General features: G+C 63.7%; 18 protein-coding genes and 1 rRNA gene. 13 read left to right on the top strand and 6 right to left on the bottom strand.

Annotation, left to right across the window (positions count from 1 at the left end):
* Positions 1-159: 159 nt before the first annotated feature.
* A 5S ribosomal RNA gene (gene rrf, locus E2H86_RS11560) occupies positions 160-275 on the top strand.
* Positions 276-328: 53 nt separating this feature from the next.
* Here rrf and E2H86_RS11555 read toward each other — a convergent pair.
* The 5 genes from E2H86_RS11555 to E2H86_RS11535 all read right to left on the bottom strand — a co-directional run bounded on the left by E2H86_RS11555 (position 329) and on the right by E2H86_RS11535 (position 6,441).
* Positions 329-1,513, bottom strand: coding sequence for a PepSY-associated TM helix domain-containing protein (locus E2H86_RS11555; RefSeq protein ID WP_133327817.1), 1,185 nt, complete (start codon positions 1,511-1,513; stop codon positions 329-331).
* Positions 1,514-1,596: 83 nt separating this feature from the next.
* Positions 1,597-4,011 (bottom strand): TonB-dependent siderophore receptor, encoded by a 2,415-nt coding sequence (locus E2H86_RS11550; protein ID WP_133327828.1) that lies wholly within the window; start codon positions 4,009-4,011, stop codon positions 1,597-1,599.
* A 170-nt stretch (positions 4,012-4,181) separates the two neighbouring features.
* Positions 4,182-5,147 (bottom strand): FecR domain-containing protein, encoded by a 966-nt coding sequence (locus tag E2H86_RS11545; RefSeq protein WP_133327816.1) that lies wholly within the window; start codon positions 5,145-5,147, stop codon positions 4,182-4,184.
* A gap of 4 nt (positions 5,148-5,151) precedes the next feature.
* Complete coding sequence (locus E2H86_RS11540) at positions 5,152-5,655, bottom strand: sigma-70 family RNA polymerase sigma factor (RefSeq protein ID WP_133327815.1); 504 nt, start codon at positions 5,653-5,655, stop codon at positions 5,152-5,154.
* A gap of 90 nt (positions 5,656-5,745) precedes the next feature.
* The gene (locus E2H86_RS11535; protein ID WP_133327813.1) at positions 5,746-6,441 is read right to left on the bottom strand and encodes a GntR family transcriptional regulator; all 696 of its coding nucleotides are present in this window, start codon (positions 6,439-6,441) and stop codon (positions 5,746-5,748) included.
* A 156-nt stretch (positions 6,442-6,597) separates the two neighbouring features.
* Here E2H86_RS11535 and lapG point away from each other — a divergent pair, with 156 nt between their 5' ends.
* Positions 6,598-7,410 (top strand): cysteine protease LapG, encoded by an 813-nt coding sequence (gene lapG, locus E2H86_RS11530; RefSeq protein WP_397466924.1) that lies wholly within the window; start codon positions 6,598-6,600, stop codon positions 7,408-7,410.
* 10 nt (positions 7,411-7,420) lie between these two features.
* On the top strand, positions 7,421-9,373 hold the full coding sequence (lapD, locus tag E2H86_RS11525) for a cyclic di-GMP receptor LapD (protein WP_133327811.1): 1,953 nt from the start codon (positions 7,421-7,423) through the stop codon (positions 9,371-9,373).
* A gap of 44 nt (positions 9,374-9,417) precedes the next feature.
* Here lapD and E2H86_RS11520 read toward each other — a convergent pair whose 3' ends face one another.
* Positions 9,418-9,759 carry a tryptophan synthase subunit beta gene (locus tag E2H86_RS11520; RefSeq protein ID WP_133327810.1) on the bottom strand — a complete coding sequence of 114 codons (342 nt, stop codon included), beginning with the start codon at positions 9,757-9,759 and terminating at the stop codon, positions 9,418-9,420.
* Between the two features lie 345 nt (positions 9,760-10,104).
* Between E2H86_RS11520 and bcsQ the strand changes: the two genes are divergently transcribed.
* From bcsQ to E2H86_RS11470, 10 genes are all read left to right on the top strand, one after another.
* Complete coding sequence (gene bcsQ, locus E2H86_RS11515; protein ID WP_207955623.1) at positions 10,105-11,247, top strand: cellulose biosynthesis protein BcsQ; 1,143 nt, start codon at positions 10,105-10,107, stop codon at positions 11,245-11,247.
* Positions 11,244-13,412, top strand: a complete 2,169-nt coding sequence (gene bcsA, locus E2H86_RS11510) for a UDP-forming cellulose synthase catalytic subunit (protein ID WP_133327808.1) — start codon at positions 11,244-11,246, stop codon at positions 13,410-13,412. The genes bcsQ and bcsA overlap by 4 nt, the downstream gene beginning before the upstream one ends.
* Positions 13,409-15,670: a cellulose biosynthesis cyclic di-GMP-binding regulatory protein BcsB gene (gene bcsB / locus E2H86_RS11505; protein ID WP_133327806.1), complete on the top strand. Its 2,262-nt coding sequence runs from the start codon at positions 13,409-13,411 to the stop codon at positions 15,668-15,670. Before bcsA ends, bcsB begins: the two co-directional genes overlap by 4 nt.
* A 2-nt stretch (positions 15,671-15,672) precedes the next feature.
* The gene (gene bcsZ / locus E2H86_RS11500; RefSeq protein WP_133327804.1) at positions 15,673-16,860 is read left to right on the top strand and encodes a cellulose synthase complex periplasmic endoglucanase BcsZ; all 1,188 of its coding nucleotides are present in this window, start codon (positions 15,673-15,675) and stop codon (positions 16,858-16,860) included.
* Positions 16,839-20,651, top strand: coding sequence for a cellulose biosynthesis protein BcsC (locus E2H86_RS11495; RefSeq protein ID WP_133327802.1), 3,813 nt, complete (start codon positions 16,839-16,841; stop codon positions 20,649-20,651). Before bcsZ ends, E2H86_RS11495 begins: the two co-directional genes overlap by 22 nt.
* A 20-nt stretch (positions 20,652-20,671) precedes the next feature.
* Positions 20,672-21,331: an SGNH/GDSL hydrolase family protein gene (locus E2H86_RS11490; RefSeq protein WP_133327800.1), complete on the top strand. Its 660-nt coding sequence runs from the start codon at positions 20,672-20,674 to the stop codon at positions 21,329-21,331.
* Entirely contained in the window at positions 21,328-21,987 is a 660-nt protein-coding gene (locus tag E2H86_RS11485) for an alginate O-acetyltransferase AlgF (protein WP_409977272.1), read from the top strand. Before E2H86_RS11490 ends, E2H86_RS11485 begins: the two co-directional genes overlap by 4 nt.
* Positions 21,988-22,018: 31 nt before the next feature.
* Positions 22,019-23,434: an MBOAT family O-acyltransferase gene (locus E2H86_RS11480; RefSeq protein ID WP_133327790.1), complete on the top strand. Its 1,416-nt coding sequence runs from the start codon at positions 22,019-22,021 to the stop codon at positions 23,432-23,434.
* Between the two features lie 9 nt (positions 23,435-23,443).
* Complete coding sequence (locus tag E2H86_RS11475) at positions 23,444-24,580, top strand: alginate O-acetyltransferase AlgX-related protein (protein ID WP_133327788.1); 1,137 nt, start codon at positions 23,444-23,446, stop codon at positions 24,578-24,580.
* Between the two features lie 193 nt (positions 24,581-24,773).
* Complete coding sequence (locus tag E2H86_RS11470) at positions 24,774-25,673, top strand: TauD/TfdA dioxygenase family protein (RefSeq protein WP_133327786.1); 900 nt, start codon at positions 24,774-24,776, stop codon at positions 25,671-25,673.
* Positions 25,674-25,680 lie beyond the last annotated feature (7 nt).

Genomic DNA, 25,680 nt, shown 5'->3' with positions numbered 1-25,680 from the left:
CGCCGATGGTAGTGTGGGGTTTCCCCATGTGAGAGTAGGTCATCGTCAAGATTCATTTCGCAAAACCCCTATCTGCGCGAGCAGGTAGGGGTTTTGTCTTTAGGTGAGAGTACAGAGATTCGCTGGTACGTCCGCAGGACGGGCCGGCACACAGAATTTCTTGACGACCATAGAGCATTGGAACCACCTGATCCCATCCCGAACTCAGCAGTGAAACGATGCATCGCCGATGGTAGTGTGGGGTTTCCCCATGTGAGAGTAGGTCATCGTCAAGATTCAATCACAAAGCCCCTGTCTGCCATGCAGACAGGGGCTTTGTCTTTTCCGGCTACCCGATCGCAACCTTGCGTGCCTTGCCCAGGCGCCGCGCCTGGAGCTTGCGCCACCAGATATACACGCCGGTAAACGACAGCACGGCGATCACAAGGCCCAGTATGGCGATGAGGATCTGTCCACTCAGGCCGATGATCCGCCCACCATGGATCGGTAATTGCAGCCTATAGAAGCGCTCACCCAGCGTACCTTGACCGGCGATCTCCTCGCCGAGCAGGCGTCCGTCGCTGCCGTGAAAGAACAACCAGGACTTGCCGTGGGCCTCGGTGTCATGCTGTCCGAAACCCGCGCCGTAGAAGTTGTATTCGAAGCTGTAGTAGAGCTCGCCAATCGGGGCCGTGAGCCCCAGCCTCGCGCCTTCTTCCTGAGCCCGCTGGTAGGCTTGCTGGTAGTTCAGCTGGGTAACCCCCAGTTGCTCCTTCGGCATCGCGCCACGGGCCTCATAGACGCTTGGCGCTACCGGTGAGAACAACGACACGGCTGGTTTGAACACCTGTGCTGGCAGATTCATCGCCACGCTGCTTATGGCGATCGGTAGCAGCAGCAACCACAACCACAGTCCGCCCGCCCTGTGGATATCCATATTCAGCCGGTAACTGTGTCCACCCTTGATCTTCCATGCCGTTGACCACTTGCGCCAGAACGGGCGCCCGCGGGGGAGGGTGAGCAACAGGGCTATGAAACAGTCGATTACCCAAAGGATCGCCACACTGCCCATCAACAACAGTCCCCAATTACCCGGCAGGGTCAGGCTGTAATGCAATTCGAGGATGAACGGCATGAAGTTCTCCCGGGAGAAACAACAGTCGCCCCAATAGCGTTGGCCGAGGGTGTCGCCGCTGACCGGGTCCAGGTAGAAGACGGTGTTCTTCTCGGCGTAGGGGGAGCCGGTGACAGGATCGTTGCGTGGCACCATGGCCAGCAGCGCCGCATGCCCTGCCTCCTGTGGATACTCCATGTACCAGACCTGCAGACGAGGATGTTCCCCCTGCAACTTATCCACAAGCAGACCTGGCTGCTGGAGAGCACCCTTGGCCGGGGCTTCGTAAAACTGCGGGTTGAGCCACTCGTCCAGTTCATGATGAAAGGCCAGCAGGCTGCCGGTGAGTCCCGCCAAGGCCAGGAATACCGCGGTCAGCAACCCCAGGTAACGATGCAGCAGTACAGATAGTCGACGCATCTCGTCAAACTCCAGAAAACGCCAGAAACGAAAAAGCCAGCACCTGGGATCAGGCGCTGGCTCGGTGTTGCTCGGTGACGGGCTCAGAACTGATAGCTGACCGTGGCGCTGACATTGCGTTCTTCGCCCATGTAGCAGTAGTTCAGGCTCGCGCAGGAGGCGATGTAGGTTTCGTTGGTCAGGTTGTTGGCATTCAAGCGAACATCCACGCCCTTGAGGCCGACTTTGCCCAGGTCATAGCCAACCGAGGCGTCGAACAGGGTGTAGGAGGGCACCTTCATGCTGTTTTCCGCGTCCACCCAGCTGTAGCCCACGTAACGCATACCCCCGCCCAGGCGTAGGCCATCGAGGGGCCCCTGATGGAAGTTGTAGTCGGCCCAGAGCGAAAGCATCTGCTTGGGCGCCTGGGTTGGCGAGTTGCCGTTGTTGTCCACACCCGGGGCAACCAGGCTGGGCATCGACCTGGAGTACTCGATGTCGGTGAAGGTGTAGCCACCCAGCAGCTTCAGGTTTTCGGTCACCTGTACGTGGGCTTCCAGCTCCAGGCCCTGGGAGCGCACTTCGCCGACAGCGCGGTAGAAGTTTTCGTCCGGCTGTTTGGAGGCCAGATTCTCTTGCTCGATGCGGAACACCGAGGCGGTGAACAGGTTGTCGGTACCCGGTGGCTGGTACTTGATGCCTGCCTCCCACTGGGTGCCCTCGGTTGGCGCCAGTGGGCGACCGTTCTGGTCAGAGACGGTGTTGGGGTTGAACGACTCCGAATAGCTGACGTAAGGCGCGACACCGTTCTCGAAGAGGTACAGCACCCCTGCGCGAGTCGTGAAGTTGGAGCGGTTGTCGCTGACCCTGGTGTTGCTGTCGCGGTTTTCTTCAGACACTTTGACCCAGTCCTGGCGCAGGCCCAGGGAGAAGCGCCACTGATCCAGCTCGAGCAGATCCTGCAGGTACACCCCGGTTTGCTGTAGACGTCGCTGGTAGCGGTTTTCGCCCAGCACTTGAAGGTTGCCCTGGCCATACTGTGGATTGCTGGCATCCAGCGGGTCGACGCTGCCATAGCGCCACGTCACGTCGGCTTTGCGCCGTTGGTAATCGGCACCCAGCAGCAAGGTGTGCTTGGCAGCACCCGTGAAGAATTCAGCCTGCAACATGTTATCGATGATGTAGGAATGCAGGCGCTCATCGCCGCCGGTATAGGCGCGATTGAGGATGTTGCTGTCAGCATCCGCCCAACCAGCCGAGTAGACCTGGTCCATGGACACGTCGGAATCCTGATAGCGGAAGTTCTGCCGCGCGGTGAACACATCATTGAAGCGGTGTTCGAACTGATAGCTGAACGACTGTTGAGTGCGCTCGTAGTTGTCGATCCCTGGTTCGCCCTCGAAGAAGTGATCCGAGAGCCGCAGGCCATTGCGCGGGTGCAGCATGCCATCGGCCGGGTTGCCGCCGTGATAGCCGCCATTGGGATCATGTTGCAGATAGGCCTGCAGGGTCAGGGAGGTGTCTTCGGTGAAGTCGATGCTGACTGCAGGAGCGATGGTGTAGCGCTCTTCCTTGTTGTGATCGAATTGGGTGTCGGAAGCGTCCGCGAGACCCGTCAGTCGATAGGCGATTCGTTTGTCCTCATCGATCGGACCACTGAAGTCGAAGCCCATGCCCCGCTGGCCTTGGGTGCCGGCGCTGGCCTGTACCTGATGATAAGGGGTGAACAGTGGCTTCTTGCTGGTCAGCGCTACCAGCCCCCCTGGTGAGCTGCGCCCGTAGAGCACTGACGAGGGCCCTTTGAGCACATCGATACGTTCGAGGAAATACGGGTCTACCTGCAGGGTGCTGTAGGTGCCGTTGTCGCCCATGGACTTCAAACCGTCGAGGTAGATGTTGTCCACCGAGCCGTCGTTGAAGCCACGCATGGCCACATAGTCATAGCGATGGGTTGCGCCGTAGGGGTTGGTCAGTACTCCCGGGGTATAGCGCATGGCCTGGGCGACTGTTTGCGCGCCCTGGTCATCCATCTGCTGACGGGTGACCACCGACACCGACTGCGAGGTCTCGACCAGCGGTGTGCTGGTCTTGGTCGCTACCTGGCTGTGAGTAGCGTTGTAGCCGTCCATGCTGCCCAGCGCGTTGCCGAGACTGAATCCGCGGACATCAGTGCTGGGCAATGACAGTGCGGCGCTGTCGGCTTGAGGCTGGATCACATAGCTGCGGCCGTCCTGGCTGACCGCTTCGAGGCCGGTGCCTTGCAGCAGCATGTGCAGCCCTTGTCCAGGCGAGTATTGCCCCTGCAGACCGTTGGACTGCAACTGACCGGTAAGCTGTGGCGTGCTCGACAGAGTTATCCCCGCCTGACGAGCGAACTGATTGAGCACGTCGTTCAATTGGCCTGGGGCGATGGCGTAGGCCTGGTGGGTCGGGGTCGATTCGGCAGCTTGCAGCAGCGAAGGGCTGCCAGCCAGACCCAGCGCGGTGCCGAACAGGGCTGCGCGGGCCGCTTTGCCCAGGTGAGCAGAGTTGAGGGCGGGTCGACGATCGTTCTCGACGAGAGGCAGGGCCGAGCGTGAGGCAAAGGGCATGAAAAGGTCCGTGATGAGTGAGGGCAGAAGACATCGCTTACTGTCCTAGCCGGACACCTGAGCAAAACCCGCCAAAAAATCAGCGAATCGACTCGGCATCAGCCCAGTCGCTCTACCCGGGTCCACCACCGCGTCCGCTGTCGCAACTGCACCGGTAGCGTCTGCGGCAGCAGTTGCAGCAAGGCCTCGGGGTCTTCGAGACGAAACACACCTGAGAGGCGCAAGCCGGCGACTTCATCGGCACAGCTCAGATAGCCGTGGCGATAGCGGCTGATCTGAGCGAGGAAATCCACCAGTTGCATGTCGCGGGTGACGATGAGGCCTTCACTCCAGGCCATGCCATCCATTTCCACCTGCTCCAGACGCCGCGCGCCCTGGGCATCGATGCGCCAGTCCTGGGAGCCCTCCAACCACTGCAACTGGCCGTCGGGTCGATGCAGTGCGACCTGCCCCTGGCCGACGGTGACACGGGTGCAGTCGGCGTCCTGGCGAACATTGAAACGGCCCGCGAAGCCCTCGAGCAATGCCTCACGGGTTTGCACCAGCAGTGGGCGACCTGGGGCGGCGGGGTCGCTGCAGGTGAGCAGCAGTTCACCCTGCTTCAGCCGCAACAGACGTCGTGTCAGGTCGAAATCCAGATCCACCACGCTGCGCGTGTTGATTTGCAGCAAACCGCCATCGGCCAGATCGACGCTACGCCGCTCGCCCGTGGCCGTGGCGTAGTCGGATGTCCAGACGCGGACCGGCGCCAGATCCCTGGCCAACCAGCCGCTCGTACCCACCATCGCGATCCCGCCCAGCAATTTCAGGGCCTGGCGTCGGTGCAGCCGGCGCTGGCTGGTCTCCAATGTCTGCAAGGCCAACCCGGCGCCGGGTACGGCACGCAGGTCTAGGTCCTGGTGCAGGCGTATCACCCGTTGCCAGGCCTGTTCATGTTCTTGCTGAGCGTTACGCCACTGCTCGCAGCGCCGAGTCAGGGCAGGGTTGTCGCCGCTCTCGCGCAACCTGAGCATCCACTGGATGGCTTGTCTGACGGCCTTTGCCGAGGGGGCTGCTGCACGCATCGCTTCAGCGTTCGTCTTCATAGCGCAGCAGATAGCAATGGTAGAGCGCGTCGGCGACATAGCGCTCCACCGAACGCAGAGAAATGCCCATGTGCTCGGCAATCTGCTTATGGCTCAGGCCATCGCACTGAGCCAGGAGGAAGGCGCGGCGCACTTTCGGTTTGAGGCCATCGAGCAGGCGCGCGATGCGTTCGAGCAGTTCCAGCAAAAGCTCGCGGGTCTCGACGGAGGGCGCCTGGTCTTCGGGCACCTGGGCCAGCGCTTCGAGGTAGGCACGGTGCAGTTCTTCACGGCGCCAGTGATCGATCACCAGACCGCGTGCCACGGTTCGCAGAAAGGCCCGCGGGGCGCTGAGCTCCAGGGCTTCGCGGCGCTGCAGCAGGCGCACGAAGGTGTCCTGGGCAAGGTCCGCGGCATCGGCGGCATTGCCCAGCTTGCTGCGCAGCCAATTGTGCAGCCAGCCGTGATGATGGCTATAGAGCGTGTGCACCGAGTCGTTGGGAGCCATGGCAGACAATGTTACTAATGATAATGACTCTCATTGTTGGCCGGCGACTCGTAGATTTGCAACCGGAATTTGCCACCGTGGCTGGCGGTGCTAGCCGTGGCTGGCAGGCTGGCGGTCCAGATACGCGCGAATGGTTTGCGCTCCCTTGTTCAAGTGCGCCTCCAGAACCTGTACCGCGGTCTCTACCTGGCGCTGACTGGCAGCGTCCAGCAAGGCCAGGTGATCGTCCTGGGTCAGTGTGCCCAGTCCCATGGACGAGAGGTGAAAGCGCAGGAAACGCTCTTCTTGGTTGAGCTCGTGCTCGATCAACCGCAGCAGCCTCTGGTTACTGGCCTTGCTGTACAAGGTCATGTGGAACAGACGATTGAGGCGGCCCAGCTCGGCGTGCTCGGTTTGCTCTTGCAGTTGCCGGATGTAATCACGGGCCTGATCGATGTCCTCTGGGGTGAGTCGTGGTACCGACTGGCGCAGCGCCTCGGATTCGAGCAGTACACGCAGGGCGTAGGTATCCATCGCATCTTCGCCGATCAATGGCGCGACCACGGCCCCTTTGTGCATTTCGACCTGCAGCAACCCCTGCGACTCGAGTTGGCGTAGCGCCTCGCGCACTGGCATGCGGCTGACGCCGAACAAGGTCGCCAGTTCCTGTTGGCGCACGGCGGTGCCAGGAGCCAGCCGGCCATCGAGAATGGCACTGCGCAGGCGCTCTTCAATCACCCCACGGGCCTCGTGCGCCGGGACCTGCTCGGGGCCGAACACACTGCTCAGTTTGATTTTTACGGCCACCCGGAACTACGCCTCGACGAAAACAGTAATTGGATCCAATCAACCTAGAGACAGACCGACCAGCCTGTCAAACCGTCGCCATCCGAAGCGGGGTCAAGCCGTGCGAAAACGCGGCTATCGTGTATCAAGTCTATGTGCAAAGGAAGCTGGATCACCGTGCCAGCCATGGAAAGTTTCGTCGAGCCGACCATTGGCGATGATGCCGTTCGCGGTCATTGGCGTTTTCCCACGTCAGGGAGCAACATCGGCGTTTCGCAACAGCTCGCACAGGTGTCGGCAGTGGTGGCCATTCGAGCCTTGAAACCTTCGGTGCTACGCCTGGCCTTGGCCGTGCTGCTTGGCGCGATGGTCATGGGCCTGCACGCGGATTGGGACTTCGCCCAGATCAGCCAGCGCGCCCAGGCCCTGTACGGGCCGCTCGGCCAGGGCAAGCAACGCATCGATGCCTGGCAGCGCCTGCTGTCGACCCAGGCACAAGGCAGCGAGATCCAGCGCCTGCAAGTGGTCAACCAGTTCTTCAACCAGCAACTGCGGTATGTGGAAGACATCGACCTGTGGCACGAAGTGGACTATTGGGCCACGCCGATCCAGTCGCTGGTGAAGGGCGCCGGCGATTGCGAGGACTATGCTATCGCCAAGTACTTCAGCCTGCGACGTATGGGGATTCCCAGCGAAAAGCTGCGCATCACCTACGTCAAGGCGCTGACCCAAAACCGCGCGCACATGGTGCTGACCTATTACGCCAGCCCCCAGTCCGAACCCCTGGTGCTCGACAGCCTGATGAACGCAATCAAGCCCGCGGGCCAGCGTAACGACCTGCTGCCGGTGTACGCCTTCAATGGTGAGGGTATGTGGCTGGCCAATGCCGCCGGCAACAAGAAGGTGGGGGATACCAAACGGTTGTCGCGCTGGCAGGAGTTGCTGAAAAAAATGCAGGCCGAAGGGTTCGACGGCGAACCCGTGTATTGAAGGAGCGTCGATGTCACTGTTCAAACAATTGCTGCTGGCTATTTGTCTGTTCCTGGTGGTCGCGTTCACGGGCAGCTTCGTGGTCAGCCTGGAAACCTCTCGCAGCCAGTACGTCAATCAGTTGCGCTCCCATGCGCAGGACGCCGCCACCGCCCTGGCCTTGTCGCTCACGCCCAATATCGACGACCCGGCGATGGTCGAGTTGATGGTCAGCTCAATCTTCGACAGCGGTTACTACTCCAGCATCAAGGTTCTCGATGTGGGCTCCAACGCCGTACTGGTCGAGCGGCACGCAGAGCCTGACAGCGGTGAAGTGCCGACCTGGTTCATTCGCCTGATCGGCCTGGAACCGGCGGCCGGCGATGCCATCGTCAGCCGGGGTTGGCAGCAGGCTGCACGGGTCGAGGTGGTCAGCCATCCGATGTTCGCCCTTGCCAAGCTATGGCAGGCCGCCTTGGGCAGCCTCGGCTGGCTGCTGTTGTGCGGTGCCGTAAGTGCCGCCCTCGGTGCGCTGTTGTTGCGCCGTCAGTTGCGCCCACTGGACTACATGGTCGAGCAATCCCAAGCCATTGCCCGGCGCGAGTTTCTCAGCCAGTCGAAGTTGCCCCGCACGCCCGAGCTGCGAAGAGTGGTGCAGGCGATGAACCAGATGGTAGAGAAGCTCAAGCAGCTGTTCAGCGAGCAGGCCGAACGCAGTGAACAACTGCGCGCCGAGTCATACCAGGACAACCTTACCGGCCTTGCCAACCGGCGCTACTTCGAGATGCAGCTCAACGCCAGGCTGGGCACCCAGGAAGAGGTGCGGCCCGGTTACGTGCTGGTCGTGCGCATGCATGACCTGGCCGGCATCAACGCGCGTCTGGGTGGCCAGCGTGCTGACGAGTTGTTGCAGGCCGTGGCGGACCAGTTGCGCCAGGCCTGTACTGGTCTAGCACATACCGATGACTTGATTGCCCGCATTCGCGGCGGTGAGTTCGCGGTGCTGGCCCCAGGCTTGGTATTCGAGGAGGCCGTGCACTTGGCCCAGGCACTGGAAACGGGTCTGCGCAGCCTTCATCAGACCGGCGCCAGCGATGTCGACCCGGTCGCGAGCATCGGTCTGGCCCCATACGTGCCAGGCGATTCGCCACATGCGCTGCTGGAGCTGGCCGATGAGGCCGTGTCGCGGGCCGAGAGCCAGGGTCGGCCGACCTGGGTATGCCTGCAGCAAGGTGCGGTTGCCGAGCGGGTCGACAGCCGCCACGCGTGGCACCAACGTCTTGACCAGGCGTTGATCCAAGGGCGCTTTGCGCTGTTCTTCCAGCCGGTGGCGGATAGCCAGGAGCCTGCTCGGGTGTTGCATTACAAGGTGATCTCCAGGCTCCAGGACGACCACGGCGAAGCGCTGGCTGCCGGGCGCTTCCTGCCTTGGTTGGAGCGCTTTGGCTGGATGCCGCGACTGGATCTGTTGATGTTGGAGAAAGTACTCGCGCACATGCGCTCGCACGACGAGGCGCTGGCGCTCAACCTGTCCGCCGCCACCGTGGCCGACGCCAAAGCGCTTCAACAGGTGTTCGAGCTGTTGGCCCGGCACGGTGCGCTCGGGTCGCGGTTGACGCTGGAGCTCGGTGAAGAACAACTACCCGAGCAGCCCGTGCTGGAGCAACTCACCCGGCACTTGCGTGACCTGGGCTTCAGCCTGGCACTGCAGCGTTTCGGTGGGCGCTTCAGCATGATCGGTAACCTGGCGCACCTGGGCCTGGCCTATCTGAAGATCGATGGCAGTCACGTGCGCAATATCGAGCACGAACAGCACAAGCGGCTGTTCATCGAAGCCATTCAGCGCGCCGCGCACAGTATCGACCTGCCGCTGATCGCCGAACGGGTGGAAACCGAGGGCGAGTGGCAGGTACTGCGGGAGATGGGCGTGCAGGGCGTGCAAGGGCGCTGGGTGGGCGAGCCTGCGCCTTGGCCCGATGAGTAGGGGCCGGCTTGCCTGGGATAGGGTCGGCATAGGCAACCCAATCGTCAGATCAAGCGATCTTCGTCTTCATCCGCAATCAGGTTGTTCAGGCCGCCCAGTGCCTTGCGCGCGGTGGAGCGGCTGAGCAATTTGGCCTGCGCTCCCGGTGGCAGGTCGGTGATGCTGATCACGCCCTTGGTGGTGAGCACCTCGATCAGGTCCTCGAGCACACGGATCATGTCCAGGTCGCTTTGCTCAAGTTGTTTCAGACTGCTCTGGACCGCATCTGCGGCAAGCCAGGCCTGAATGTCCGCGTGGTCGGCCGCGAGGATGTCCGTGAAGCCTTCGTAGGGAGCAGCTTCCACCCGTAGCAACTGCCCCTGCTCGTCACGTTGCACGTAAAACATGGTGTCCATCCTCGTTACGATGAGTCCGTGTGGGCAGCTTAGGCAAAGTTCCCCCGACGCGCCTGTGGCTGGGCCTGCGTGCTGTTTTTTTCTGCCTTTTCAGCTAGGAAGTGACTCCCGAGGCGCCTCTCGAGCGTCTGATGGTCGGATCCCCGTGAACGTGATCTGCGACGTTTTGCCACATGCCGCCCATCAACTCCTGGCAATGGCACCTTGACATCGCAGCGCAAGCGCGTTGTAAAATTGACAGATCACGTTTGGCATACCGAAAATCGACGATTTTTTGACAGAAAATTGTCGCGTGAACGCCTGAACTTTGACTAATCACTAAGTGCGTAGTATCAGATGAGTGCCTCGAACGATATTCGTAGTTTGTTCAAGCAGTTTGGCGGTCAACCCGAGCAGTATCAGGAGTTCACACGTGATGACACTGGACGCGGAGCCTCCGGGCGCTGGCCATTGCTGTCCGGCTCTCCTGCGCCTGTCGTATCCCCAGTGAGTGCATCGAGCGCCGCGCCGGTGGTTACACCCGCGCAGGCCGAAGTACCTGCTGGCGTACCGCAAACCCTGGCAAACGTCGCGCCGGAGGCATCCGACTGGTCGCCCGCGGGGCTGCGCAACCTGTTGGCCAAGCTCGCCGAAGCACCGACCCCGACGCCTGTCAGCGCACCGCTGATCGACCAGGCTCGCCCCGATCTCGCTCACCTGCGCGTCATCGCGGTGGTGTCCTCCAAAGGTGGCGCTGGCAAGACGACCATGGCCGCCAACCTCGCCAGTGCGCTGCGCCGCAGCGGACGCCAGGTGGTTGCCGTCGATCTCGACCCGCAGAATGCCCTGCATCACCACTTCACGCCCGCCGATGCCCAGGCCAATGTCCTGGAAGATGCCGGCGTCGTCCAGGCCGGCCAGCCGTGGCAGAGCATGGGGCGGGTCAGCGAGGAGGGCGTGCTGGTAGTGGCCCATGGCCTTATCGACGAACAACAGCGTCCGGCGTTCGAACATAACCTGCAACATGATCCACTGTGGTTGGCGCGCCACCTGGCCGAGATGGAGATCGCCAATGGCGCCATCGTGGTCATCGATACGCCACCAGGGCCCTCGGTCTACCTGCGCCAGGCCCTGTCGGTTGCCAATCTGGCCATGGTCGTCAGCCTCGCGGATCCGGCGTCGTACACATCGCTGCCACAGATCGACAAGTTGATCACCGCCTACACCCAAGGTCGCGACGACTTCACCGGCGCTGCGTATGTCATCAATCAGGTCGACTATTCGCGCCAGTTGAACAAAGACATCACGCAGATTTTGCGCGGCCTGCTAGGCAAACGTTTGATCGGCATCGTTCACCGCGACCAGTCGATCAGCGAAGCGCTCGCCTATAACCGCAACGTGCTGGGCTACGACCCCAACGGTCGCGGCTGCCACGACATTCTCGACTGCGCGCAAGCGTTGATCGGGCGGTTGGCAGTCGCCACTGCAGCCGCACAATGAATCAGCCCAGGACAAACCTGCTCAAGGCAGGTGAGGGCTGGCGTGCGCACAAAGCCTGGGACCTGTTGCTCGGTGTAGCCGCGCTGATCATGCTGATGGTCGTGGTCACCGTGCCATTCGAGCTTGAAGAGCAGATGTTGTTCTGCGCTGCCTGCCTTGGCGGCACACTGTTGCTGCGCCGCCGTGGCAGCCGACTGGCGGTGCTGGCCATGACCGTGATGTCGGTGATCGCCTCGCTGCGCTACTTGTACTGGCGGCTGACGTCCTCCCTGGGTTTCGAGAGTCCGCTGGACATGTTCTTCGGCTATGGTCTGGTCGCCGCCGAGCTCTATGCCCTGCTGGTGCTGCTGCTTGGCTACGTGCAGACCGCCTGGCCGCTGCAGCGCAAGCCCCATCCGCTGCCCGCCGACAGTGCGCAGTGGCCGAGCGTCGACGTGTTCATCCCGACCTACAACGAGCCGCTGGAAATCATCCGCCGTACCGCGTTGGCTGCCCTGGCCATCGACTGGCCTCGGGACCGCCTCAATGTCTACGTGCTCGATGACGGCCGCCGTGACGAATTCCGCCGGTTCTGCGAAACCGCGGGCATCGGCTACATTACCCGTGGCGACAATACTCATGCCAAGGCCGGTAACCTCAACAACGCCCTGCGTCACACCCACGGCGAATACATCGCCATGTTCGACGCCGACCATGTGCCGACCCGCTCGTTCCTGCAGGTGTGCATGGGATGGTTCCTCAAGGACCCGAAGCTGGCGCTGTTGCAGACTCCGCATTATTTCTTCTCGCCCGACCCGTTCGAGAAGAACCTCGAAACCTTCCGCAGCGTGCCCAACGAAGGCGAGCTGTTCTATGGCCTGATCCAGGATGGCAACGACCTGTGGAATGCCACCTTCTTCTGCGGTTCCTGCGCAGTGATTCGGCGCAAGCCACTGGAGGAGATTGGTGGCATCGCCGTCGAGACCGTGACCGAGGACGCCCACACCGCGCTCAAGCTCAACCGCCGTGGCTACAACACCGCCTACCTGCCACTGCCGCAGGCAGCGGGCCTGGCTACCGAGAGCCTGTCCGGGCATATCGGCCAGCGTATCCGCTGGGCACGGGGCATGGCCCAGATTTTCCGTACCGACAACCCATTGCTGGGCAAGGGTCTCAACCTGGGGCAGCGCTTGTGCTACCTCAACGCCATGCTGCACTTCTTCTATGGCCTGCCGCGCATCGTGTTCCTCACCGCGCCGCTGGCCTACCTGCTGTTCGAGGCCCAGGTATTCCAGGCGCCTGCGCTGCTGATCATGGCCTACGCGTTGCCGCACATCCTCATCGCCAGCGTCACCAACTCGACTATCCAGGGCCGTTTCCGCCATTCGTTCTGGAACGAGGTCTACGAGACCGTGCTGGCCTGGTACATCATGCGCCCGGTATTGATGGCGATGATCAACCCCAAGGCTGGCGGTTTCAACGTCACGGCCAAGGGCGGCATGATCGAGAAAGGCTACTTCGACTGGAAGCTGGCGCGACCCTATATCGTGGTGCTGACCCTGAACCTGCTGGGTGCGGCGCTCGGCGTGTACAAGCTGGCCTTCGACCCCGAGGCCAGCGCCACCACATTGCTGATCAACCTGGGCTGGACGCTGTACAACATCATCATCAGTGCCGCCGCCGTCGCCGTGGCCAGTGAAACCCGGCAGATCCGCGCCGAACCACGGGTGTTCGCGACATTGCCGGCGACCATTGGCCTGGCTGATGGCAAGACCGTGGTCTGCACCACCAACGACTTCTCCCAGCGCGGCGTGGGGCTGACCCTGCCCGACGGTGTTTCCGTCCCCCGTGGCGAGCAGGTGCAGGTTTCGCTGTTCCTCGACGAACAGGAGTGCGTATTGCCCGCCCAGGTGGTCTTCAGCCGCGGCACGGCGCTTGGGCTGACCTTCCACGAGCTCAACCTGCAACAGCAGTTCGACCTGACCCGACTGACCTTCTCCCGTGCCGACACCTGGGCCAACGCCTGGGGCCAGGCTAGCGACACACCGCTGTCGGCCCTGCGCGAGGTATCACGCATCGGCTTGCGCGGGATCGCTCAGCTGGCGCGCGCCACCCTCGATGCGGCGCTTGACCGGGTACGTCCTTCACCTCTCTCGCCTGGCGATCATCCTCCGAGGAATCCATGAGCCTCTCTGTCATCGGCAAGCCAACACGCCGGCTCGCACTCGTGCTGCCGTTCTCCCTGCTGTGCCTCGCGGCAAGCTCCGTCGGTGCCGACGAACAGGCCGCTGCTGAGTCCGTCGCCGAGGCCAGCGTGCCGGGGCAGAACGCCACCCTCAAGCAGCTGGGGGCGGGCTACACCTTGAACCTGCGGGGCATCGAGGGCAGCGACAGCGTCAACTTCGACGTGCGCGCCGACCGGGTGGTGACTGCGGCTCGACTGAACCTGGAATACAGCTATTCGCCTGCGCTGCTTCCCGAGATGTCGCAGCTCAACGTGCTGGTCAACGACCAGGTCGCAGCAAGCATCGCGCTGCCCAAGGAAACCGCTGGCAGCCCGCAAAAACAGGTGGTGGAAATCCCGCCACACCTGATCACCGACTTCAACCGCCTCACCTTGCAGTTGATCGGCCACTACACCATGCAGTGCGAGGATCCCCAGCACTCCAGTCTGTGGGCCAAGGTCAGCAACGGCAGCGAACTGCAACTGCAGTTGGCGCCGCTGACCCTGCCCAACGACCTGGCCCTGCTGCCCTCGCCGTTCTTCGATCGCCGCGATGCCCAGCGTCTGGAGCTGCCCTTCGTGTTTGCCGAAACACCGGGCAACGCCCAGCTGGAGGCCGCTGGCGCGGTGGCGTCCTGGTTCGGTGCCCAGGCCAGCTATCGCGGCGCGCACTTCCCGGTGCTGTTCAGTGAGCTGCCGGCCCAAGGCAACGCCGTGGTGCTGCTGACCGAGGGGCAGTCCGTGGCTGGCGTCCAGGGCGAGCCTGCGGCCAAGCCCAGCGTGCGTATGCTCACCAATCCCAACGACCCCAACGGTAAGCTGCTGCTGATCGTCGGCCACGACGCCGGGCAGCTCAAGCAGGCCGCTGCTGCGCTGGTCAGTGGCAGTGGCGTGATGAAAGGCGAGCTGGCGAGCATCGATGGCGTCAGTCAGTTGCAACCACGCAAACCCTATGACGCGCCCAACTGGCTGCCCAGTGATCGCCCTGTGCAGCTCGGCGAGTTGACCGAAGCCAAACGCTTGAGCGTGGCCGGCTATGACCCAGGCACCATCAACCTGCCGATGCGCTTGCCGCCGGACCTGTTCACCTGGCGTGAACCTGGTGTGCCGCTGCACCTGAAGTACCGCTACACGCCGCAACCGGTGTCGAGCAATTCGTCACTGCTGGTCAGTATCAGCGGCAAGTTCCTCAAGTCGTTGCCGTTGCCCTCGCAAGAGCGCCTGAAGGACGATCAGACCCTGATGGCGCGCCTGAAACAGGACGAGAGCCTGCTGCGCGATGCCCACCTGACCATTCCGCTGGCCAGCTTCCCGCTACAGTCGTCGCTGCAGTTGCGCTTCATGTACGACTACATCAAGCAAGGCGAATGCCGCGACATCATCATCGACAACATGCGCGGCACCATCGAACCCACCTCGACGCTCGACCTGAGCGGCTACCGTCACTTCATCGCCCTGCCCAATCTCGGCGTATTCCGTGACAGCGGCTTCCCGTTCACGCGCATGGCCGATCTGTCCGAGACAGCGGTGGTCATGCCCGACGGCTATGGCGCTGCTGAGGTGTCGGCACTGCTCGATGTGCTCGGGCACTTCGGCGACTCCACCGGCTTGCCCGCCACCGCGGTCAGCGTAGTGCAGGCCGGCGATGACGCCGTGTTGCGCGGCAAGGACCTGCTGGTGTTCGCCTCGGGAGGCAACCAGCCGCTGCTGCAGCGCTGGGCCGAGCACCTGCCGGCCAGCCTCGGCGGTCCATCGCACTTCCAGTTGTCCGACCTGGCCTATCGCATGCGTGACTGGGTCAGCGGCGACGACCGCATCGACCAGCGCCGCTCGAACAGCAGCGTGGCCCTGGGCGCAGGTGCCGTCGACAACTACCTGACCGGTTTCGAATCGCCTCTGGACAGTGGCCGCAGCGTGGTGATCATCGCCGGCAGCAGCCCGCAGGGCCTGGGCGAAGTCACGGCAGCGATGGCTGCGGCGCAGGACGAAGACAATGCCATCCAGGGCAGCCTGGCGGTGGTCAATGGCACCCGCGTCAACTCGCTGGTGGCTGACGATCAGTACTACGTCGGTGACCTCGGCGCCTTCCGTTACCTGCAGTGGTGGTTGTCGCGCCACCTGGGCGGCACCTTGGTGCTCACTGCCGCGGGCGTGGCACTGGCCAGCGTGTTGCTGTACCTGAGCCTGCGCGCGCGGGCTCGCAACCGGTTGAAGGATTAAGCATGGTCCGTCTACTGTCACGTGCGTTACTGGCCCTGGCGCTGTGCGCCGGGTTGTCCGCCCAGGCGGCCGAGCCGGCCTGCAAGGTCGCCTGGCCGATGTGGACGGCTTTCGCCGAACGCTGGGTGCAGGCCGACGGCCGCGTATTGGAGTCCAGCCTCAAGGCCAATCACAGCACCTCCGAGGGGCAGGCCTACGCCTTGTTCTTCGCGCTGGTGGCCAATGACCGTGCGCGCTTCCAGCAGATCTGGCGCTGGAGCCGTGAGAACCTTGCAGGCAATCAACCCGGCGCCATGCTGCCTGGCTGGTTGTGGGGGCAGGGCAGTGACGGCAACTGGCAGATCCAGGACCGCAACTCGGCGTCCGATGCCGATCTTTGGTTCGCCTACGCACTGATCGAGGCCGATCGCCTGTGGCAGGTGCCGGCCTATCGCGCCGATGCACAGGCCCTGTTGGGCCAGGTCAAGGCGCAGGAAGTGGCCGAACTGCCGGGCCTCGGCCCGACCTTGCTGCCGGGGCCGGTCGGCTTTGCCCAGGCCGATCACCTGTGGCGCCTGAACCCGAGCTATGTGCCCCTGCCGCTGTTGCGCCGGATGGCCGCCTTCGATGGCCAAGGGCCGTGGAAGGGCGTACTGCAGAGCAGCGTCAGGCTCTTGCGAGAGGGCGGCGGTCAAGGTTTGGCCGCCGATTGGGTCGGCTACCGGGCGACCTCGGCCAAGGCGGGTTTGTTCGTGCGTGATGCGACGTCCGGCGATCTTGGCAGCTACGATGCGATCCGCGTTTACCTGTGGGCCGGCATGACCGACCCGGCCGATCCACAGGCCGCGCCGGTGCTGGCAGCCTTGCAGGGCATGGCCCGGTTGACCGCCGTCAGCGGCGTGCCGCCGGAGAAGGTCGCGCTTGCCAGCGGCCATGGCGAAGGCAGCGCTCCGTTCGGGTTCTCCGCAGCCCTGGTGCCGTACTTCCAGGCCAACAAGCAACCCTGGCTCGCCGACCTGCAGGCGCGCCGCGCCCGCCAGGCGCTCGAAACTGCCCTGCAAGGTCCGCGTGATCCCAAGCTGCCTTCGATTTACTACGACTACATGCTCAGCCTGTTCGGCCTCGGCTGGAGCGAGCACCGCTATCGCTTCGCCGCCAACGGCCAATTGAAGCCCTTCTGGGAGTCCGAATGTTCCGCAAAAGCCCCCTGACCCTGGGTCTGCTGGCCGTCCTGATACACGGCGCCGCCTTGGCCGAGAACAGCGACCCCAAGCATCTGCTGGTAGACCAGGGTCTGTTCTGGCAGGCCCAGGACAAACCCAAGCGCGCCGCCGAGGTGTGGAACAAGCTGCTCCTGCTCGATGCCCAGCAGCCCGACGCGCTGTATGGCCTGGGTCTGATCGCCGTTGGCGACAAGCAACTGGCCACGGCCAACCAATACCTGGCCCGCCTGCGCGCCCTGAACCCGCAGCCGCGTCAGGCTCGTCAGTTGGCCCAGGATATCCGTCTGGCCGATCCGACCAACGCCAAGTTGCTGGAACAGGCGCGTCTGGCGGTGGACAACGACCAACGCGATCAGGCCGACGAGCTGTACCGCAAGGCACTGGGCAACCAGCCGGCCCAAGGCCGGGTCGGTCGCGAGTTCTACAACAACCTGGGATTCCTCGACGGCCACTGGCCCGAGGCCCGGCAGGGTTTCGAGCGCCTGCGCCAGGAGCAGCCGGATGACCCTTACGTGTCGCTGTTCTTCGCCAAGCACCTGGTGCGCCGCGAAGACACCCGTGAGGAAGGTATCCGTGCCCTGGAGCGCCTGGCCAAGCGCGAGGACATCGGCGGTGACGCCGACGAGACCTGGCGTCTGGCCCTGACCTGGCTGGGGGCGCCGAATGCGGGCCAACGGTCGTTGTTCGAGGCCTTCCTGGCCAGCCATCCCGACGATGAAGAGATCCGTGCCCTACTGGCCAAGGGTCGATCCGACGGCGCTGCGGGTCGCGCCGGGTGGCAGCGCTCCCCCCAGGTCCAGCGTGGCCTGAAGGCCCTCGAACAAGGCGACCAGGCAGGCGCCGAACGTGAGTTTTCCGCGCGCCTGAAAGCCGCTCCGAACGACGCCGATGCCCTCGGCGGCCTCGGCGTGCTGCGTCAGCAGCAAAACCGGTTCGAGGATGCCGAAGTATTGCTGGGCCGGGCGGTGAAGGCCGGGGGACGTTCGTGGCAGAAGGCGCTCGACGAGGTGCGCTACTGGTCGTTGCTGCAACAGGCTCGGCAGAGTCAGGCACAAGGCCGTCTGGGCGATGCCCAGGTCCAGCTCGAACAGGCCCGGCGCATGCGCCCGCAGTCGCCGGAAGCCGCGCAGGCGCTGGCCGATGTGTACGCTGCCAACAGCAACCCGGCAGCCGCAGAGTCGCTCTATCGCCAGGTGCTGGCGCAGCAGCCTGGCAATGCCGACGCCCGTCGCGGCCTGGTCGGCGCGCTGGTCCAGCAAGGCAAGCAGGAACAAGCTCTGCGTGAAGTGCAGCAACTGCCTGGCGAGGAACAGGCCAAGCTGGGCGGCGTGGCTCGCATGCGTGCCGACCTGGCGTTGCAACAGGCGCAACTGGCGGAGCAGCGTGGCGACACGGCCAGCCAGCGAGCAGCGCTGGAAGAGGCCCTGCGCAACGACCCGAACAATGCCTGGGCCCGTTACGGCCTGGCCCGGCTGTACCAAGGCATGGGCGCTGGCGCCGAAGCCCGCAGCCTGATGGACGGGCTGCTGCGTGCGCAACCCAACGATCCGGACGCGCTCTATACCTCGGCGTTGTTCTCGATGCAGCAGGGCGAGTGGGGCAAGGCCCGCGAGCAGTTGTCGAGCATCCCGGCCGAGGCGCGCAGCGCAGAAGTCAACCAATTGCTGAGTGACGTCGAGTTCCGTCAGCGCTTGCAGGAAGTCGAGCGTCTCAACAAACGTGGCAGCTACCAGGAAGCGCGGATATTCCTGTCGCGCCTCGAGCCACTGTCCCGCGGTGTGCCCGAGCACCAGGCGCAACTAGCTTCGGCCTACGCCGACGCCAAGGACCCGCAGCGTGCCCTGGGCCTGCTGCGCGGGGTGATGGCCGCCAGTCCGCAAGCGGACACCGGCCTGTTGCTGCGTTACGCCGGCGTGCTGCTGCAGGCCGGCCAGGAGCCTGAGGTCGCCGGCATCCTTCGCGATCTCCAGGGCCAGTCACTGACCCCGGAGCAGCGCCGCCAGTATGACGATCTGCTGTTCCTCTACCGCGTGCGCAAGGCCGATCAGTTGCGTGAGCAGGGCGACCTGGCAGCGGCCTACGACACCCTGTCGCCAGCCCTGGCGCAACGTCCGCAGGATCCCTTGGCCGGCGCCGCGCTGGCGCGCATGTATGCGGCCAACGGCGACACCCAGAAGGCCTTCGAGCTGTATCAGCCCCTGGTACAACGCAACCCTGAAGATGCCCGGTTGCTGGTCGGGGCGGCCGATGTCGCGGCGCAGTTGCGCGAGGACGGCTACGCCAACCAGGCCCTGGAGCAGGCGTTGAAAGCGGCGCCCGACGATCCCGAGGTGCTGACCGTGGCGGCGCGTATCTACCGCTTCCAGGGCCGAACCAGCGAAGCCGCTGCATTGCTCGGCAAGGTGGTCAATCAGGAAAAGCGCCAGCAGGACAGCAGCACCTACGCGGCGTCCGCGCCGGTCGGCGTGCCGAGCAATCCGTTCGCCCGGGCCGACCAGCCGCGCGCGGGGCAGTCTTTGGACGCGTTGCTGGCGCCGACCCTGGCCGCGGCGCAACCGACCCGTCTGCCCCCGGCCAGCCGCGCCAGCGACGCCAACAACCCCTTCCTGACCACGGCCCAGTCCGGCAAGCCTGACCCGCGAGCAGGCATGAGTCAGGCCGCCCGGGACCTGAGCGATATCCAGCAGGAGCGCAGTGCCTATGTCGTTCAGGGCCTGGAGGTCAGCGGTAACGATAGCGAGTCGGGTCTGGGCCGCATGAGCAGTGTGCAGACGCCGTTGGAGGCCAGCGCGCCGCTTGGCGACAGCCGTGTGGCGCTGCGCGTGACCCCGGTCGCGCTCAATGCCGGCAGTCCGAGCAGCGAAGCCGCCACCCGCTTCGGCAGCGGTGGCACAGCCTCGGTCGGCTCGCAGAAAGCCTCCGGCGTAGGTGTGGCTGTGGCGTTCGAAAACCAACCCAGCGGAGTCAAGGCCGATATCGGCACCACGCCCCAGGGCTTCCTCTACAGCACCCTGGTCGGCGGCGTGTCCGTCGAGCGGCCGGTGGCGGGCAATCCGGATTTGCACTGGAAAGCCACGGCATCGCGGCGGGCGGTCACTGACAGTGTCACTTCGTTCGCCGGCAGCAAGGATAAGCGCAGTGGCCTGAAGTGGGGCGGCGTCACGGCCAATGGCGGCCGCCTGGAGCTGAGCTACGACGATCGCCAGTTCGGCGCCTACGTGTATGGCTCGATGCACAGCCTCAAAGGGCATCACGTCGAAGACAACACCCGTGCCGAGCTGGGCAGCGGCATGTACTGGTACCTGCAGAACAGCGAAGACACCCAGCTCACCGCCGGCCTGAGCCTGATGGCCATGGGTTATGAAGATAACCTGGGGTACTACACCTACGGTCATGGCGGCTACTTCAGTCCGCAGAGCTTCTTCGCCCTGGGCGTCCCGGTCAGCTATGCCCGGCGTTTCGAGCGGCTGACCGTCTCGCTCAAGGGCTCGGTCGGCGTGCAGTCCTTCCACCAGGACGCCGTCGGCTACTTCCCCACTCGCGATGTTGCCCAGCGGGAATACGCCAGCGACAGCAAGACCGGTGTCGGCTACAACCTCGCCGCCGCCGCCGAGTACCAGCTGGGGCGCAACTTCTTCCTCGGTGGCCACATGGGCCTGAACAACGCCCAGGACTACCGCGAATTCAACGGGGGCATGTACGTGCGTTACATGTTCGAGGACCAGTACCGACCGATGGCGCTGCCGGTCAGCCCCTACCGTTCCCCCTATTCCAATTGAACCGATTCTAGGAGATCACCATGCCTGCTTCCGCGATTGCCGGTCTGTCCCTGCTGGTGCTGGGCGAAAGCCACATGAGCCTGGCCAACCACCTGACCGAGCCCCTCAATGCTGCCGTGGTGGCCAAGGGTGGCCACGCCTATTCCATTGGCGCCTGCGGCGCCAGCGCGGCGGACTGGCTGGTGACCAAGAAGGTCGACTGCGGTGCCGTGCAACAGGACAACGGCAAGCTGCAGATCAAGGGCCGTGAAGCCACCACCACGCCTATCAAGGAACTGATCGCCCAGCACAAGCCCGACGTGGTGGTGCTGGTGATCGGCGACACCATGGCCAGTTACGACAAGCCGGCCTTCCCCAAGGCCTGGGCATGGCAGAGCGTCACCAGCCTGACCAAGGCCATCAGCGAAACCGGCACCAAGTGCGTCTGGGTCGGCCCGGCCTGGGGCAAGGTCGGCGGCATGTACAAGAAAAACGACCCGCGCACCCAGCTGATGTCGCAGTTCCTCGCCGCCAACGTCGCGCCGTGCAGCTACATCGATTCGCTGACCCTGTCCAAACCCGGCCAATGGATCACCACCGATGGCCAGCACTTCACCGTCGCCGGTTACAAGTCCTGGGCCGGCGCCATCGTCGATGCCATCGACAAGCTTCCAGCCGGCAGTCTCAAGGGGAACAAATGATGCGTCGTATCGCTGGCGGCCTGGCCGCATTACTGAGTCTGGGCATTGCCCACGCGGCCGAGATTCCGCTGTACCCGACCGGGCCCAGCGAAGACGCGGCCTTTCTGCGTTTCTTCAACGTCGGCAGTGGGCAACTGCACCTGAGCGCGGCCAACGGCGCTGGGCTTGACCTGGCGCCGGGCGCAGCCTCGAACTTCCTCACCGTGCCTGCCGGCAAGCCGATCAAGGGCACCCTGGCCCTCGCTGGCCAGCAGCAGGCGCTCGACGTCAGTGTCCAGCCGGGCGAGTTCGCCACCGTGGTCGGCGTGCCTGACGGCAACGCCCTGCGCCTGGTCACCGTGCGCGAGCAGCCGGACGACTTCAATGCCCTGAAGGCCTCGCTGGCGTTCTACAGCCTCGACGCTAACTGTACCCAGCCGAGCCTGCGTTCTGCGGCCGGCAACGTTGCCATCTTCAAGGATGTGGCCGACGGCACTGCCCAGCGGCGCTCGATCAATCCGCTCAAACTGGCAGTGCAATTGACGTGCGGTGGTGCACCGCGTGGCGATGCGCTGGACCTCGGCCAGTTGGCTGCCGGCCAGCGCTACACCGTGTTGCTCGCCCCCGGTGCCCAAGGGCCGCGCCTGTATCAGGCGCAAGACACGCTGGCCAACTGAACCTCGCCAACACGCCTATTGACGGACAACCATGGTCTTCGCCTCGCTCGAGTTTCTGCTGCTGTTTCTTCCTGCGTTCATGCTGGTCTATGCATTGGCGCGGCCTTCGGGGCGAAACCTGGTACTGCTGCTGGGCAGTTGGTTCTTCTATGGCTGGCTGAGCCCGGCCTTCCTCTTGCTGCACATCGTGCTGACGATCGGTGGCTGGTTGGGCGGGCTATTGGTGGCGAGCAGTGGCGAGACGACGTCACGGCGCAAGCGATGGCTGGCCGGGCTGATCGTCGTCAACACTCTGGTGCTGTGCTGGTACAAGTACGCCAACATCGTCGCCGCCAGCTTCAACGAGCTGCTAAGCGCCCATGGCGCGATGCCGTTCGAGTGGCAGAAGGTGGCGTTGCCGGCGGGGCTTTCGTTCATCGTCCTGCAGGTCATTTCCTACCTGGTCGATGTGCATCGCAAGGTGGTGCCGGTCGAGCATAATTTCGCCAACTTCGCCACCTACCTGGCCATGTTCGGCCACTCCATCGCCGGGCCGATCATCCGCTACGACTGGGTGCGCCAGGAGCTACGCCAGCGCTATTTCAACCCGCTGAACTTCGCCCTGGGCGCACGCCGCTTCATGATCGGCATGAGCATGAAGGTGCTGGTGGCCGACAGCCTGTCGCCGCTGGTGGGCGTCGCCTTCACGCAGGCGCATCCGTCGTTCATCGACGCCTGGATCGGTTGCCTGGCCTATTCGCTGCAGCTGTTCTTCGACTTCGCCGGCTACAGCGCCATGGCCATCGGCCTGGGCCTGATGCTCGGCTTCCACTTCCCGGAGAACTTCAACCATCCCTATTGGGCGCGCAACATCCAGGACTTCTGGCGACGCTGGCACATCTCGTTGTCGAGCTGGCTGCGCGACTACCTGTACATCGGTTTGGGCGGCAACCGCCACGGGGTGTGGAAGACTTACCGCAATCTGTTCCTGATCATGGCCATCGGCGGCCTTTGGCATGGTGGCGACAGTTGGAACTACCTGCTGTGGGGCTGTGCCCATGGCATCGCCCTGTGCATCGACCGGGCCTGGACCCGTGCCGGCCTGCCCGACTTGCCTGCATGGCTGGCACACAGCGTGACGCTGCTGTTCGTGTGCCTGGCCTGGACCCTGTTCCGCGCTCCCGACTTCGCCACCGCACTGAGTCTGTACGCTGGCCAATTCGGTCTGCACGGCTTCGCCTTGGGCGATGCCCTGGCCGCCACCTTGCGCCCAGTGCATGGTCTGGCGGCGGGCCTGGGCGCGTTGTGCCTGTTGCTACCACTGTGGCAACGGCGCGCCGAGCAGCGCTTTGGCGAGCGCCGAGTGTTTCGTGTACTGGGAGCGGTGTGGCCGGTACTGGGCTTCGCCCTGTCGTTCGCGCTGATCGCCAGCCGTGAAACCGTGCCGTTTCTCTACTTCCAGTTCTAAGGGGCGCCCATGTCGAAGAAAGATCCTTCCCTGGCGCCGGTGCCACCCAGCCCGATGATGATCCGGCTCAGCCCGTTGGCGGGCCTGTGCATGTTCGCTTTCATGCTGGTGGGGCTGGTTGCCTGCTTGTGGGCGATTTTCATCGGCAAGGTCGACCTATGGCCGGAGCACCTGGGCTGGCAGGGCGTGCGCGATGGCGAAATCACCCATCATATCGCCCACGAGCTGTCGCACGTGTCGCTGGCGCAACGCGCCGCCGACCTGGAGCGCGGCTTCAGTTGGCTCACTGTGGGCGACACCGGCCCGCGCGTGCGCAGTGGCTGCCCAGGGTGGCTGTTCCTGGCCGATGAAACCCGAATCCATCCCCATGCACAGGCCAACGCCGAGGCGCGGGCGGACAAAGTGGTGGCCGTGCGCGACTGGTTGGCGGCGCGCCACATTCGCCTGTTGGTGTTGCTGGTACCGGACAAGAGTCGGATTGCCACTGATCAGTTGTGCGGCGTGTACCGTGCGCCTGCATTGGAGGGGCGCCTGCAGCAGTGGAACGCGCGCTTGCAGCAGGCAGGCATCACCACCGTCGACCCGACCGCGGCCTTGCAGGCACTGGGTAGCGCAGCCTTCCTGCGCACCGACACGCATTGGAGCGAGCAGGGCGCGCAAGCCGCCGCGCGACAGCTGGCGACCGCAGTGCTGGCAACGGGGATCGCCCCAACCCCCGAGCAGACCTCGGTACGTACCTTGCTGCCGGCCGCACGACGCCCAGGCGACCTGGTGCGCCTGGCCGGGCTGGACTGGTTACCCGAGGCTTTGCAGCCTGCAGGCGAAACCGTGACTGCGTCGCGCTTCGAGGTGCAAGCCAGCGCCACAGCCGGCAGCGAGGATGATTTGTTCGGTGACAGCCAACTGCCGAACATCGCGCTGATCGGCACCTCGTTCTCACGCAACAGCAACTTCGTGCCGTTCCTCGAGCAAGGCGTAGGTGCCAGTGTGGGCAACTTCGCCAAGGATGGTGGCGAATTCAGTGGTGCGGCGAAGGACTATTTCGGCAGCGAGGCCTTCAAGCAGACGCCGGCGCAATTGCTGATCTGGGAGATCAACGAACGCGACCTGCAAAAGCCGTACAGCGATGATTTACCGTTGCCTTGACGCGATGGAGAGCGTCCATATCTTTATTCTATAAAGATATTTAAATTATTTTTCTTATGCATTTATAGTTTCTTCCACTGCGTACCTGCCGACCAATCGGCGCGCCGCACGACGTGAACCCACACGGGAAATCCCCGTGCGTTTCTAATCGTTGCGCGCCTATTGAACGTCGCGCACTGCGTGGGAGTTAACCATGTCCGCCGCCTCTAACGCTTTGTCGTCCATCGACAGCGCGCAACCGCAAGTTTTTGAAATCCGCCCATTCTCCGGTGCCGTCGGCGCCGAGATCATCGGTCTGGACCTGGCCGAACCGATCAACGCCGAGGATTTCAAGCGTATCCATCGCGCCCACCTCGAACATCATGTGCTGGTCTTGCGTGAACAGCGCATCACCCCCGAACAGCAGATTGCCTTTAGCCGCCGTTTCGGCGAGCTGCAGATCCACGTGCTCAAGCAGTTCCTGCTCGCCGGCCATCCGGAAATCCTGATCGTCTCCAACATCATCGAAAACGGTCAGAACATCGGTCTGGGCGATGCTGGCAAGTTCTGGCATTCCGACCTGTCCTACAAGGAACTGCCGAGCTTGGGCTCTATGCTGCATGCCCAGGAACTGCCCAGCGAAGGCGGCGACACGCTGTTCGCCGACATGCACAAAGCCTGGGACGCCGTGCCCGAGGCCCTGCGCAAGGTGGTCGAGAACCGCAGTGCAGCGCACTCCTACACCGCCCGTTACGCCGAGACCAAGTTCGAGGGCAACTGGCGCCCGACGCTCACTGCCGAGCAGCTTGCCCAAGTCCAGGAGGTCATTCACCCGGTGGTACGAACCCACCCGGAAAATGGCCGCAAGGCGCTGTTCGTCAGCGAAGGTTTCACCACCCGTATTGTCGGGCTGCCTGACGACGAAAGCCGCGATGTCCTGCAGCAGTTGTATGCGCTGAGCGTGCTCGAGCAGAACATCTACCGCCACCAGTGGCAGCCCCATGACCTGGTGTTCTGGGACAACCGATCGTTGATCCACCTGGCCACCGGCTGCCCCGCCCACCTGCGCCGCAAGCTGTACCGCACCACCATTCAGGGCGATGCCCCATTCTGACGACTGA

This window comes from Pseudomonas putida, from assembly GCF_004357765.1.
GTDB classification, from domain to species: domain Bacteria; phylum Pseudomonadota; class Gammaproteobacteria; order Pseudomonadales; family Pseudomonadaceae; genus Aquipseudomonas; species Aquipseudomonas putida_U.
This window is presented reverse-complemented; position numbering and strand designations above follow the sequence as displayed.